Origin of the sequence: Insulibacter thermoxylanivorax, assembly GCF_015472005.1 — a bacterium.
Taxonomy (GTDB): Bacteria; Bacillota; Bacilli; order Paenibacillales; family DA-C8; genus Insulibacter; species Insulibacter thermoxylanivorax.
Genome location: NZ_BMAQ01000022.1, coordinates 1 through 13,765, shown reverse-complemented (window position 1 = coordinate 13,765; position 13,765 = coordinate 1). Strand labels below are relative to the sequence as shown.

Here is a 13,765-nt window from a genome sequence, read left to right as displayed (position 1 = left end):
CCCGATCCGGGAGCACCCGGATCGCTGCAGGGATTATGCGGGAGCCGGCGTCAATGCTCTTACGAAGGTCAACACGCTTTCCTCTATAAATTCATCCATGGATATGCTTGGCTGGACTCCACCGGTGCTCATACCGGTGACAATAGCACCGTAATTCATCCACATGAAGGACAGCGCCTGCAGCTCAGGGTTTACATCCTTGCGGATCTTGCCTATCTGCTGCATGGCGGTGAAATACTCCGTAAGCAATTGCTTCAGCTTCTGCGGATGACGGCTTGCCCGTTCATCCACGCCCGGGATGCTGCCGGCCTCTCTGATGCCGATCATGATCATCTTGCGGTTTCGCGTCATGATCGTGTGATATGTGCGGCTGATGAGGAGCAGATCGGGATGCAGTTCCCCTTCCAGTTTCTCTTTAAACAATTTCATCATCTCATCGCCGTAATGGTATCTGTCGAAAGCGGCTTCGAGCAGTTTCTGTTTGCTGCCAAAATGCCGAAACAGCGTCACCTCATTCACTCCCGCCGCCGCTGCGATCTCCTTCGTCGTCGTCGCATGGTACCCCTTCTCAGCCATCAGGTCGATTGCGGCTGACAGCAGTTTGTCACTGGTTGATAAGTCGCTCTTCATCTGCAGCATCTCCTTCCTAGCCAGACAACCCTAGTATTGGTGAGCCTATATCAATTAGTATCAATCAGCAAATATACACGTGTATATTACAGCAGCACAGGATCGAATGCAAGTGATTACTTTCATTTGTTTTTTTAGTTTAATCCAACTCCGATTGTCGTGTCAAGCGGCTCCTGCCCAAAATAAAAAGCCCCCTTAGATATAGGGGGACGAGAGCCGATCTTACAACATCCGTTCGACCGGAAAACGGTCTCATTTGTGCATTGTAAATGACTATTTCTTACGAAGCACGCCGTCCACTTCTTCTAACTCGATAAAGACAGCCCTTTCATTCGGTGTGTCGTTCGGCGAATGTAAGGACAGCATGATGCGGCCGTCGAAGGTCTGGAAGATCATGCCGTGTCCGCCGTCGCTTTCATACAGCGGCTCAGGCAGTTGCTTCCACCGTCCCAGGACATCCCCGGATTCCGATACAGCCAAGCCCTGTGCATAGCGGCCGCCGCGGAAGCTGGACCACAGCATGTATAACTTGCCGTCAGAGCTGTGATACATGAACGGACCATCTGTGACATATCCCGGACCGTGACGCGGCGATTCAAGCTGGTCGACCCAAGGCGCTTCCGAAGCTGTGAACAGCCTAATGGGTTCGCCAACTGCCTTGGACAGATCATCGGCAAGCTGAATCGCACAGATGGTGCCGTCCTTGATCTGAACCCATTCATGGCAGAATATCATCCATGGCTTACCTTCCTTATCCACATAAAGGGTGCCGTCCAAGCATTCCCAATCACGGGGCGTAACCGGGCCGTCGCTGTGGGGAACGAAAGGCCCTAATGGATCGTCGGAGACGAGGATCTGCGTTCCTCGGCAGACGCCTTCCGCCTTGAACGTAGCGAACATATAGTATCTGCCTTTATAGATATGGACTTCCGGCGCCCAATAGTTCGTATCCGACCAGAAATCAGCCGGCGGTCTGAACGCAGGAAACGGCCCTTCCCAGTTCTCTAGATCCTTGCTGCGATAGACATCGAACCCGGTTGCTTTGCCCTTCCATATATCCTTATCTGTAGAGCCGTACAGATAATATAAACCGCTTTCTTTAATCGGCAGGACGAAGGGGTCACGAATCTGAATGTCCGCTTTAGTTAACATGGTTGAGTCTCCTTTCCCGTTGTATGAGCTTATAGAAGCTAGACTCTATATAATGTACCATGTTCTTCATGTAGAAGCGATGCCATAATCACGCTTTCATCCCAATAATCTAGATAAGCCAGATATTGATGATCCTCCCGATCATGATGACCCGCTTGATCACCCCCTATAACATTAGACAACACATATGCCATAAGATTCATCATCAAGTTAATAAAAAAGCGGACCCTAGCGGGCCCGCCTCAGATGCACACATTTCATGCTGAGTCGATATAATCTGTCGTTACACATACGGATTGGACGCAATCGTGCTGAATCAACACGCTTTATCGTCTCACTTCGAAGCCTTCTTCGGATCGTAGGAACTCTTCAGAGACACGATGAGGTTGAAGACGAGTTTCTCCGGCGTGGAGAATTTCGGATCGACGTTGAAGTAGCCGTGGCGGAACATCTGGAACTTATCGTGCGGCTCCGCATCCTTGATATTCTCCTCGATGAAGCCCTGCAGGATCTCCAGCGAATTCGGATTGATCTGATCGAGCAGATCCTCTTCGCCCGTCGCATCCTCTCGGATCAGCGGCTCATAGAGCCGGAATTCAGCCGGTACAGCATGATTTGCTTCCACCCAATGCAGGGTTCCCTTCACCTTGCGTCCTGTGAAGCCGCTGCCGCTCTTCGTCTCTGGATCATAGGTGCAGTGAACTTCCACGATGTTGCCCTGCTCATCCTTGATGACATCGTGGCATTTGATGAAGTAGGCATGCTTCAAGCGCACTTCATTGCCCGGATACAAGCGGAAATACTTCGGCGGAGGATTCTCCATGAAGTCATCCTGTTCGATATAGATCTCTCTGGAGAAAGGAATCTTCCGCGTACCCATCTCCGGATTCTCCGGGTTGTTCTCGGCATCCAGCCACTCCACCTGTCCTTTCGGATAGTTGGTGATCACGACTTTCAGCGGTCTTAATACAGCCATCGTACGCGGTGCCTTCAACTTCAGATCTTCCCGTACAAAGTGTTCCAACATGCGCGGATCGACAACCCCGGAGTTCTTAGAGATCCCCGTTGCACGGACGAAGGCCAGGATCGCTTCCGGCGTAAACCCTCTTCTGCGCAGTCCGCTCAAGGTGTAGACGCGCGGGTCGTCCCAACCATCGATGATCCCTTCTTCAATCAACTGTCTGATGTAGCGTTTGCCGATGATCGCGCGGTCGATCTGAAGCTTGGCAAATTCGTACTGCCGCGGCTGGGACTCCATCTCACAATGTTCGATCACCCAGTCATAGAAGGGCCGCTGATCTTCGAACTCCAAGGAACAGAGGGAATGGGTGATGCCTTCGATGGCATCCTCCAGCGGATGCGCGAAGGTATACATCGGATAGATGCACCACTTGTCCCCTGTATTGTGATGATGGGCGTGCAGGATGCGATAGATCACCGGGTCCCGCATATTGATGTTCGGGGAATTCATGTCCACTTTAGCACGCAGCACACACTCGCCTTCCTTAAATTCGCCGTTCCGCATCCGTTCGAAGAGTTCCAGGTTTTCCTCGACGCTGCGATTGCGATATGGACTTTCAATTCCTGGTTCCGTAAGCGTCCCTCTCGTGGCGCGAATCTCCTCTTGCGATTGATGATCCACGTAGGCGAGTCCTTTTTTGATGAGAAGGACCGCTCTTTGATACATCTCTTCAAAGTAATCGGAAGCATAGTATAATTCATCCCATTTAAAGCCGAGCCATTCGATATCTTCTTTGATCGCTTCGACGTACTCGACATCTTCCTTCGTCGGGTTCGTATCATCGAAGCGCAGATGCGTCCGGCCGCCGTAAGCAGCAGCCGTATCGAAGTTAATGGTGATCGCCCGGGCATGTCCGATATGAAGATAACCGTTCGGTTCGGGCGGGAATCTGGTCACCACTTCTTTGACCCGGCCGGATTTTAGATCTTCTTCAACGATTGCTTTGATGAAGTTGTTCTCCTCGTGTATGTTCTTCATGTCCGTCCTTCCTTTATAAGTAAAATTATGGTTATATCTTACCTCATCAGGTACTTGTGTTCAATGAACCTCACCGACGGCCTGGATGATCCGCTGCAAACGATCCAGCAGGATCTTCATCTCATCATCGGTACCGATCGTGATCCGCAGATACTCATCGATCCTCGGCTGGGCAAAATGCCTCACCAAGATGCCTTCTTCCTTTAACCTGCGCTGCAGTTCTGCAGCCGAGCAGCCGGCGAAGCGGACGAATACAAAGTTGGTCTTCGAAGGCAAGACCTCAAAGCCCATCCGCTGCAATTCCTCGACCACCCAAGTTCTCGTGCGGATCACCTTCTCCGTCGTCTCGCGAAAATAGGCCTCATCTTCGATCGCAGCCACAGCTCCTGCTTGGGCCAGGCGATCGATGGGATAGGAATTAAAGGAATTCTTCACCCGGTTCAATCCTTCGATCAGCTCCGGATGACCAAAGGCGAATCCGACGCGAAGGCCGGCCAGCGAACGGGATTTGGACAGGGTTTGCACGACCAATACATTGGGATACTTGCGTACAAGAGGTACGGTCGTTTGCGCACCGAAATCAACATAAGCCTCATCCACCAACACAACCGAATCAGGATTGGACTGGATGATCCTCTCGATGTTCTCGAGCGGCACTTCAATTCCCGTCGGAGCATTGGGATTGGCGATGACGATCCCGCCGTTCTTCTCTTTACAGTATGCGTCGATATCGATCTGAAAACTATCCTTAAGCGGGATGATCTTCGCAGTCAGATCATAGAACTGAACATAGACTTTGTAGAAACTGTAGGTGATATCAGCGAACAAAACCGGGGCCTGCGGTTCGAAGAAGGCTTTAAATGCAAGCGCCAATACTTCATCCGAACCATTGCCAACGAACACTTCCTCTCTCTTCAAACCGTACTTCTCTGCGATGCGGTCGCGAAGTTCTGTCGACTCCGGATCTGGATACAGCCTAAGCGCCTCTCCAACTTTCCCGCGAATCGCCTGCAGGACATGAGGGGAAGGCGGATAAGGATTTTCATTGGTGTTTAATTTGATATAGACTTGATCCTTTGGTTGTTCCCCTGGAACGTATGGGCTTAATTGCCGCGTCGACGAATTCCAATAACGACTCATGGTTTGACCTCCGCCCTTTAGACATCTATGAACATATTCTACCCGTCCTTAGTTAGGACTTCAATGGTAAGCCCGTTGTGAAACTGCTTCTGCCGTATATTATAAAATAGAACCGCTCCATCCGCTGGAACGGTTCTTCTTCATGTATATAGATGTTCAGAATCCCATGAACATATTCATCAGATCTTCTAAAGGAATGACATCATCAGCACTTGGTTCAGAGATTTCAAACGAAGGATTCTTGTTGATCTCCGATTGTTTCATTTTGATATCAAAACCAAATGTGCCTGTCTCGCCGTCTGCCGTTATATCAATGTTTGCTTTGACATCTGTATACGTAACAAATCCTTCTTTGTTAACGGCTGTAATGACCGTTAAGTCATTAATATTCAATGTTTCTTCAACCTGATCCCAATCAGCGAAAATCTCATCTTTATCCGCTTCAAGTTGAGCCTTCAAGTCATCAATTTCAGCTTGTGCCAAATCGAACTCATCGATCTCAGCAAGCTTATCTAACATGCCTGGAAGAACCTCAATCACAGCCTCGAAGAATGGGCGAAGATTCTCATTGGTCAGTTCGAACTTCACGACTTGATCCGCGTCTACATCGCTCGGCAGACCAGCGTCTTCCTTGCTTACAGCCGTGAAGAATTGATCATCTTCGAAGGCGCCGAAGAAGATCTCAGCGATCTCGCTGCCGAGCTGCTGATAACGAGCCTGCTGTTCTGGGTCGAAGGTGAATTCCTCACCCGCCATAGCTCCCAGTTCTGCAAAATCCAATTCAACGTACTTGTCGACAAGCTCATCAGGCAGAGGCAAGAATGGTGTGTTCGGGATCTTGATCCACATCTTCTCCTCTGTGATCAACATCGACATATTGATTGCGATCTCCGTATCGCCGGTGATGCGAGCTGTCAGGAACAATTCTGCCATCATCGGGTCGATTTGCGATGTTCCGCGGAAAGTTAGTTCTGCACTGTTAAGCATATTTAATACCATAGCAGCTTCTGGACTATCCAGTGCGCTGTCTGGTAGTTGCAGATTAAGCTTCATTGAACCTTCGTATTTAGAAGATGTTACCTCGGCTGATTTTTTGAATGCTTCTGTAAGAATTTCTTGCGCTGTCTTCTGATTCGCAGCTTGGTTGCCGCAGCCTGCCAAGAAAAGGCCTAAGATCAGCAGAACTGCTGTTGCAAATGTTAAGGTTTTCCTCAACAACACAATCCCCTCTCCCTCTTTTTGTAACAAACATGAGTTATTGTAACTCAATTTGTCAAATAGGGAAAGGGGTTTTTGGAAGAATAGTCAACAATTATTACGTAAGATTAACAAAATAAAACTTTCATCGCATATACAAAGTAATAATGCGGTCCTTTAGATCCAGTATGGCTGACGATTGTTTTCGAATTGTCGTAATGTATATTAACTTCCTTCACCATGATTTTGCCGGGAATGATTGCGGCTTTTAACTTTTTTGGATCCGGACAACGGCTCCTGCACCGTCGTTTCATGATCGTCCCGCTTGCGATTCTCATGAAAGACAGGGAATGATTTGGTCTTTGGCATGGATTTGCTGACCCCCTCCATCGCTTGTTAACGTGTAGTGTCTCCAGGCGAAGCCGGCAATATGCCAAGGAAAAAATAAAGCCGCACCGCGCACCAAGCGCAATACGGCTGACTGTATTCGATCTATGTAATGGCGGAGAGGGTGGGATTCGAACCCACGGAAGGGTTGCCCCTTCGCTGGTTTTCAAGACCAGAGCCTTCAACCACTCGACCACCTCTCCATGCGCCGTGGGTGAAGGCGATAATCCACGGCATTAAGCATTTTAACATAAATAATCGTCGAATGCCAGTGATTATTTTCTGGTGATAACCTGCTGATCCCGCATATACGGCCACAATACACGCGGAATAGCCACACTTCCGTCCGCTTGCTGTCCATTTTCTAAGATCGCAGCAACCGTACGGCCAACGGCTAATCCTGATCCGTTCAGCGTATGGACAAATTCCGGTTTTGCACCGGGCTCTCTGCGGAATCGTATATTCGCCCGCCGCGCTTGAAAATCTTCAAAGTTACTGCAAGAAGAGATCTCCCGGTAAGTATTCTGCGATGGCAGCCAAACTTCAATATCATAGGTCTTGGCAGCACTGAAGCCCAAATCCCCCGTACAAAGCTCCACTACGCGGTACGGTAATTCCAGGAGCTGCAGCACCCGCTCTGCCGCTTTGGTCAGGCTCTCCAGCTCCTCATAAGAAGTCTCCGGAGCTACGAACTTCACCAATTCAACCTTGTTAAACTGATGCTGCCGGATGATGCCGCGGGTATCCCGACCGGCCGCTCCCGCTTCCGAGCGGAAACAAGGGCTGTATGCCACATAATAGCGCGGCAGATCGGACAGCTGCAAGATCTCGCCGCGATGATAGTTGGTTACAGGGACTTCTGCCGTCGGAATCATGTAGTAATCCGTATCAACCAATTTAAAGACATCTTCCTCAAACTTCGGCAATTGACCTGTTCCCGTAAGACTTGCCGTATTTACCATCAGCGGCGGCAGCATCTCCGTATATCCGTGCTCCTCGCTGTGCAGATCCATCATAAATTGGATCAGCGCCCGCTCCAGTCTGGCTCCTAAACCCTTATAGAAGACGAATCTCGAACCCGTTACCTTCGCAGCTCTCTCAAAGTCTAGGATATCGAGTTGTTCTGCGATCTCCCAATGGGGAAGCGGTTCGAAGTCAAACTCCGGCTTCTCTCCCCATGTCCGAATCTCCACATTGTCCTCCTCGGATGCACCGACAGGGACGGACTCATGAGGAATATTCGGAATGCTGAGCAGGATCTGATCGAGTTCCGCTTCCACGCTGCGAACCTCTTCATCCAACTGCTTGATGCGATCGGATACCTGCTTCATCTCTTCGATGATCGCATCGGCATTTTCCCCTGCTTTTTTGAGCTTGGCCACTTCTTGCGAGACTACGTTTCTGCGATTTTTCAGTTGTTCGCTTTCCTGCAGTAATTCCCTTCGGCGAAGATCCAAGGATGTGAACCCTTCTAGATCCGATAAGGATGCATTCCGATTCGTTAGTGCTTGTTTTACCCGGTCCATTTCATGTCTTAACAGCTTAATATCCAGCAATCGTACCCCTCCCCTAAGGGAATTTAATTATGAAATATACTCTACTATACCCAAAACCGATATTCAACCTTATGCCTCATTGACATATGTAAACGGAAGAAAGGCACCCCACCATCGCTCATCGCGTTTGGTTTCGGTGCCTGTCCATACGAGCACTGATTGAACTCAGCGGTTGTGTTTGACCATCTCTGCAAAATATTCATGCATGCGGTAATCATCCGTTAACTCCGGGTGGAACGATGTACCGAGCAGATGTCCTTCGCGCACAGCGACAGCTTGATCTTGGTAAGTCGCCAAGACTTTCACGCCGGTACCGGTCTCGGTCACCAGCGGCGCACGGATAAACACGCCTCGCAGCGCACCGCCTTCGATGCCCTTTACATCAAGATCAGCTTCGAAGCTTTCCCGTTGCCGGCCAAATGCGTTGCGAGAAACGGTAATATCCATCAAACCGAGATAGCTGTCGTCTTGGCCAGCGATGCGTTTGGCTAAGACGATCAACCCGGCGCAGGTACCGAAGATCGGTTTGCCGGCTGCTGAAAACTGACGGATCGCATCGATGAACTCGTATACGTTCATCAATCTGCCGATCGTCGTACTCTCACCGCCCGGGATGATTAAGCCGTCGATATCCTTGAGCTGCTGCGGCCGTTTGATCGCGATTCCCTCTGCTCCGCAAGCTTCTATCGCCTTGATATGTTCCGATACTGCTCCTTGCAGTGCCAATACTCCGATTTTCATCTTGCATTCCTTCTTTCCGATCTTGTCCGCAAAGTTCTGCTTCGTGTGTCTGCATATGTTCTATAGGCTGAAGTTCCGATGTGATCCTCCAACGTGCTCGAACTCAAATCGTGCTTAGCTTAAGCTCAGTTTACCAGCCGCGCTCCTGCATGCGCTCCGAAGCGTCCAGCTTGGAGATCTCGATGCCTTTCATCGGTGTGCCGAGATCTTTGGAAAGTTTAACAAGCAGATCGTAGTCCTCATAATGAGTCGTCGCTTCTACGATCGCTCTGGCGAATTTCTCCGGGTTATCCGACTTGAAGATCCCGGATCCGACGAAGACGCCGTCTGCACCAAGATGCATCATCAATGCTGCGTCTGCCGGTGTCGCCACACCGCCGGCAGCGAAGTTAACAACCGGCAGTTTGCCCGTCTCATGCACTTGCAGCAAAAGCTCGTAAGGTGCGCCCAGATTCTTCGCTTCCGCCATCAATTCATCCTTGGACATATTCTGAACCTTGCGAATCTGGGACATCATCATGCGCATATGGCGTACCGCTTCCACGATGTTGCCCGTTCCCGGTTCACCCTTCGTGCGGATCATCGAAGCCCCTTCCCCGATGCGGCGAAGGGCTTCGCCCAGATCACGCGCACCGCATACGAAAGGCACGGTGAACGCATGCTTGTCGATGTGGAATACATCGTCAGCCGGTGTCAGCACTTCACTCTCGTCGATATAGTCCACGCCCATCGCTTCCAGCATCTTTGCTTCGACGAAATGACCGATCCGCGCTTTCGCCATAACTGGAATCGATACAGCGTTCATGACTTCTTCGATCACCTTCGGGTCTGCCATGCGCGCTACGCCGCCTGCTGCCCGAATATCAGCCGGCACCCGCTCCAAAGCCATTACTGCGGATGCACCTGCAGCTTCAGCAATCTTCGCTTGTTCTGCGTTCATGACGTCCATGATGACGCCGCCTTTTTGCATTTCTGCCATGCCTCTTTTAACCCTAGAAGTTCCTGTTTCCATCATTCATGTCCTCCCGCAATCTCTTCAAATCATCTATTTAATGATTGTACATGAAGCTGTTTGAATATACAACCTTTTTACTAGGAATTAAATATAATCTATGTGACATTTGTTGCGCGATTCCGCGGTTCATGATCTATGAACGTCGACACGATTATCAAAGTAAGCTTTTCCTTGTTGTGGGTTACTTCATCAGAAGATATTCACGATGCTGTTCCAAATCGATCTGAAGAAATTACCGATCGCACGCAACAGAAGGGTAAACCAACCCGATTCTTCCACATCCTCTGCAGCAATCAAGTTCACGGTGTATTGGACGGGTTCTACGCCATTGTCGTACTCCACAGTCAGAGTCCCCAATACATCCCCTTGCTTAATCGGTGCCGTAAGCAATTCCTCATCCACGGGAGCGGCTGTAATCACAAGATCCTCCAGGGTCTCGTCCTTCTTCATCACAAGCTCCAGACCGTTCTGCGTGACGAGCGGCACCTCAGTCTTTTTACCCCGCTTGATGCTGACCTTCGGCAGCTGCTCCATCTCGGTCTTCGCCGGGATCACGGTCCGCTTCTCAAAATTGTTAAAACCGTAATCCAACAGTTTGCGGGTTTCGCCGAAACGCATATCCTCATTCTCGGCTCCCATGACCACACTGATCAATCGCAGACCATCCCGCACGGCTGTACCGGTAAAGTTATATCCTGCCGTGTTGGTATGACCGGTCTTCAGACCGTCCAAGCCTTCATATGCATAGAGCTTGGAATAGAGGTTGTTCAGCGGGATCCAGCTTTCTAACATGCGGTTCCAGTTCAGCATCAGCTCCGTGTTCGGATCCCCTTCACGACGATATTCCTGCGGTTTGCTGGAGAATTCCAGAATCTCCGGATGATCGATCAGCAGCCGCTGCGCGATGATCGCAGCGTCTTTAGCCGTGAACCAGTTCTGGCCCGATGTATTGGGCGCATACTCACCGTAGTAATCATTCGGAAGGCCTGTTGCATTGGAAAAATGCGCGTGCTCGGAAAGTCCGAACTCGCGGGCTTTTTGGTTCATCATCTCGACGAACTTTTCCTCCGATCCTGCAACGTTCTCCGCCAAAGCTACGGCTGCATCATTAGCAGAGTAGATCGACATATGGTTGAACAGATCTTTGATCGTATATTTATGTCCTGCTGCTAACAGCTGTCCTGATCCGCGAATCGAATCCTGTCTCTCGGTGATCGTCACAACGGTATCCCAGCTCAGCTTGCCTTCTTTGATCGCGTCCAGCACCAGATACTCAGTCATCATCTTGACCATGCTGGCCGGTTCCCATCCGTTCTTCGCTTCTGGTGCAGCATAATAATACAGGACTTGTCCTGTGTAAGCTTCCATTAATAAGGCCGATTTAACTTGTAATCCAAGGAAATTATCCCCTGTTCCCGAGTTGGATGCCGCGTCTGTTGCTTCTGTTGCTTCTGAATCCGCCTGTTCCGCATCCGCATCTTCTGCCGCCTCGTCAGCCCATGCGACGGATGGCTGGAACAATGCGCCGATGAATGAGAATAGCAACATGCCGGCAATGATGGCGAAGATTACCGTTTTCCGCCATAGATGACTCTTAGTCTGTGTCTTAATAACCCCTTCCCCAAACAAAGGTTTCACCTCTCCATGAATTACTGTTCTAAGCAGTCTTTGCAATACGTCAATTGTAACATAAGAAGAATGGCGAAGAAATACTAAGGTTTACCCAACATATGGTGCCATTTAGCATAGTTCTAAAGCTTGAATGAGCAGTAGTTTGGTGATGCTGCTGTGATGATTCAAGATGAATGGATGATGCTGCGGCGATGCAGTTAGTGATGTTCCATACGGATCAGGAAGCTGTTGGGAGACGCAAGAAGACAGGACATGTTCGTTGTCCTGTCTTCTTGATTTTTCATTATATTCATACTAATACACACTAATCGAATCAGATGCCAGTCCGTGTTCGTAATATTCCTGATCCTGCAGATTACAGGGAATAGTTCGGTGCTTCCTTCGTAATCTGTACATCGTGCGGATGGCTCTCTCTCAGCCCGGCGTTCGTGATGCGGATAAATTGGGTATCATTCTGCAGGCTCTTGATATCCTTAGCCCCGCAGTATCCCATACCGGAACGCAAACCGCCTACAAGCTGGAAGACAATATCCGAAAGCGGTCCTTTGTAAGGTACGCGGCCCTCGATTCCTTCTGGAACAAGCTTGCTCTCGTTCTCTTGGAAGTAACGGTCTTTGCTGCCGTCCTTCATCGCACCCAGCGAACCCATGCCGCGGTAGATCTTGTAACGGCGGCCTTGGAAGATCTCAGATTCGCCCGGGCTCTCCTCTGTTCCTGCGAACAGGCTGCCGATCATGATCGCATCCGCCCCGGCTGCCAGAGCTTTTACACAGTCTCCAGAGTACTTGATCCCGCCGTCTGCGATGATCGGAACGCCGTATTGGCGGGCTACCGTCGCACAGTCATAGATCGCGGTAACCTGCGGTACGCCGATCCCCGCAATAACCCGTGTCGTACAGATCGAACCCGGTCCGATCCCTACCTTAACGATGGATGCACCAGCTTCGATGAGATCCTTCGTTCCTTCAGCTGTTGCTACGTTACCAGCGCAGATCGGCAGATCCGGGTATTTCTCGCGAATCTTACGCACCGTGTTCAGGATGTTGATGTGATGCCCGTGGGCAGAGTCCACGACGATGAGGTCGACTCCAGCTTCCACCAGCGCGGCGACACGCTCCATGACATCCTTGGATACCCCAACGGCAGCACCGGCTAACAGTCGACCCTGCTCATCCTTTGCAGCATTCGGGAACTGAATCGCCTTTTCGATGTCTTTGATCGTGATAAGGCCCTTCAGGTTATTCTCTTCATCAACAAGAGGAAGTTTCTCGATCTTGTGCTTCTGCAAGATGCCTATCGCTTGCTGCAATGTCGTGCCAACCGGAGCAGTTACCAGGTTTTCCTTCGTCATGACCTCTTTGATCTTAATCGAATAATCTTGTACGAATCTGAGGTCACGGTTCGTGATGATCCCTACCAGCTTATTGTTCTCATCGACAATCGGCACCCCTGAGATCCGGTACTTGCTCATCAATTCTTCTGCATCATATACATGGTGTTCAGGAGTTAAAGAGAAAGGATTCGTGATCACTCCGCTCTCAGAACGCTTTACTCGGTCCACTTCTTCTGCTTGTTGGGAGATGGACATATTCTTGTGAATGATGCCGATTCCGCCCTCACGCGCCATGGCGATCGCCATCGCACTCTCCGTTACGGTGTCCATCGCAGCACTGAGGAATGGGATGTTTAACTTGATCCGAGATGTTAATTGGGTGGATACATCGATCTCTTTGCCGAATACTTCCGACTTGCGCGGCACCAACAGAACGTCGTCAAATGTTAAACCTTCTTTGCCAAATTTATCTTCCCACACAAGAAAGATCCTCCCTTTAAAAATACTCTTCCGACTAGATATTACTCGCAATCTTATCAAAGACATAATTTTGATGTCAAGTGCTTTAACCCTTGATTTATCAAGGATTTCGCCATTTCCATTAAGCAAGCGTTACCAAAGGGAATGTACGGAACCCCTGCCCTATATTGTTTAATCATTACTTGTAATTTGTCACTCGTTTAGGATAGTTTTGTGGTGATGATTTTGGTGATGATTTTGGTGATTATCTTAATCCTGGTAATCATTTCAGTGTCATTTTGTGCACTCCAATACTCATTCAACGATCGGTCGATTTACAAATTAATTACGACGAACTCCTTCGCCCATAGCATCAGTTTTTGTTGAAATGAACGTGATTATCCAAGTATGCAATACACGTGTGCTCCATAGGTGCCTAATAACACACGCTGGAATCGAAGGAGTCGTAATGAATCAAATCGCATACATACAGAAGGATTTCATCCTAAATTTAGGACACATCC

The 13,765-nt window shown here is 49.6% G+C and carries 11 protein-coding genes and 1 tRNA gene; all 12 read right to left on the bottom strand.

The window, feature by feature from the left end; translation table 11 throughout:
• Positions 1-33: 33 nt before the first annotated feature.
• The 12 genes from PRECH8_RS09745 to guaB all read right to left on the bottom strand — a co-directional run bounded on the left by PRECH8_RS09745 (position 34) and on the right by guaB (position 13,262).
• Positions 34-630 carry a TetR/AcrR family transcriptional regulator gene (locus tag PRECH8_RS09745; protein ID WP_200966919.1) on the bottom strand — a complete coding sequence of 199 codons (597 nt, stop codon included), beginning with the start codon at positions 628-630 and terminating at the stop codon, positions 34-36.
• Between the two features lie 273 nt (positions 631-903).
• On the bottom strand, positions 904-1,782 hold the full coding sequence (locus tag PRECH8_RS09740; RefSeq protein ID WP_200966918.1) for a glycoside hydrolase family 43 protein: 879 nt from the start codon (positions 1,780-1,782) through the stop codon (positions 904-906).
• Between the two features lie 334 nt (positions 1,783-2,116).
• Complete coding sequence (locus PRECH8_RS09735) at positions 2,117-3,781, bottom strand: glutamine--tRNA ligase/YqeY domain fusion protein (protein ID WP_200966917.1); 1,665 nt, start codon at positions 3,779-3,781, stop codon at positions 2,117-2,119.
• 60 nt (positions 3,782-3,841) lie between these two features.
• The gene (gene hisC / locus PRECH8_RS09730) at positions 3,842-4,921 is read right to left on the bottom strand and encodes a histidinol-phosphate transaminase (RefSeq protein WP_200966916.1); all 1,080 of its coding nucleotides are present in this window, start codon (positions 4,919-4,921) and stop codon (positions 3,842-3,844) included.
• Between the two features lie 156 nt (positions 4,922-5,077).
• The gene (locus PRECH8_RS09725; protein WP_200966915.1) at positions 5,078-6,136 is read right to left on the bottom strand and encodes a hypothetical protein; all 1,059 of its coding nucleotides are present in this window, start codon (positions 6,134-6,136) and stop codon (positions 5,078-5,080) included.
• A 207-nt stretch (positions 6,137-6,343) separates the two neighbouring features.
• Positions 6,344-6,487 carry a small acid-soluble spore protein P gene (locus PRECH8_RS09720; protein WP_200966914.1) on the bottom strand — a complete coding sequence of 48 codons (144 nt, stop codon included), beginning with the start codon at positions 6,485-6,487 and terminating at the stop codon, positions 6,344-6,346.
• Positions 6,488-6,618: 131 nt separating this feature from the next.
• A tRNA-Ser gene (locus PRECH8_RS09715) sits at positions 6,619-6,708 on the bottom strand.
• A 72-nt stretch (positions 6,709-6,780) separates the two neighbouring features.
• The gene (gene serS, locus PRECH8_RS09710) at positions 6,781-8,061 is read right to left on the bottom strand and encodes a serine--tRNA ligase (RefSeq protein ID WP_200966913.1); all 1,281 of its coding nucleotides are present in this window, start codon (positions 8,059-8,061) and stop codon (positions 6,781-6,783) included.
• A gap of 165 nt (positions 8,062-8,226) precedes the next feature.
• Complete coding sequence (gene pdxT / locus PRECH8_RS09705; protein WP_200966912.1) at positions 8,227-8,802, bottom strand: pyridoxal 5'-phosphate synthase glutaminase subunit PdxT; 576 nt, start codon at positions 8,800-8,802, stop codon at positions 8,227-8,229.
• 130 nt (positions 8,803-8,932) lie between these two features.
• Positions 8,933-9,814, bottom strand: coding sequence for a pyridoxal 5'-phosphate synthase lyase subunit PdxS (gene pdxS / locus PRECH8_RS09700; RefSeq protein ID WP_503826592.1), 882 nt, complete (start codon positions 9,812-9,814; stop codon positions 8,933-8,935).
• A 192-nt stretch (positions 9,815-10,006) separates the two neighbouring features.
• A complete protein-coding gene (locus PRECH8_RS09695; protein ID WP_242457520.1) occupies positions 10,007-11,455 on the bottom strand; it encodes a D-alanyl-D-alanine carboxypeptidase family protein in 1,449 nt (482 codons plus the stop codon).
• Between the two features lie 349 nt (positions 11,456-11,804).
• Positions 11,805-13,262: an IMP dehydrogenase gene (gene guaB / locus PRECH8_RS09690; RefSeq protein WP_200966909.1), complete on the bottom strand. Its 1,458-nt coding sequence runs from the start codon at positions 13,260-13,262 to the stop codon at positions 11,805-11,807.
• Positions 13,263-13,765 lie beyond the last annotated feature (503 nt).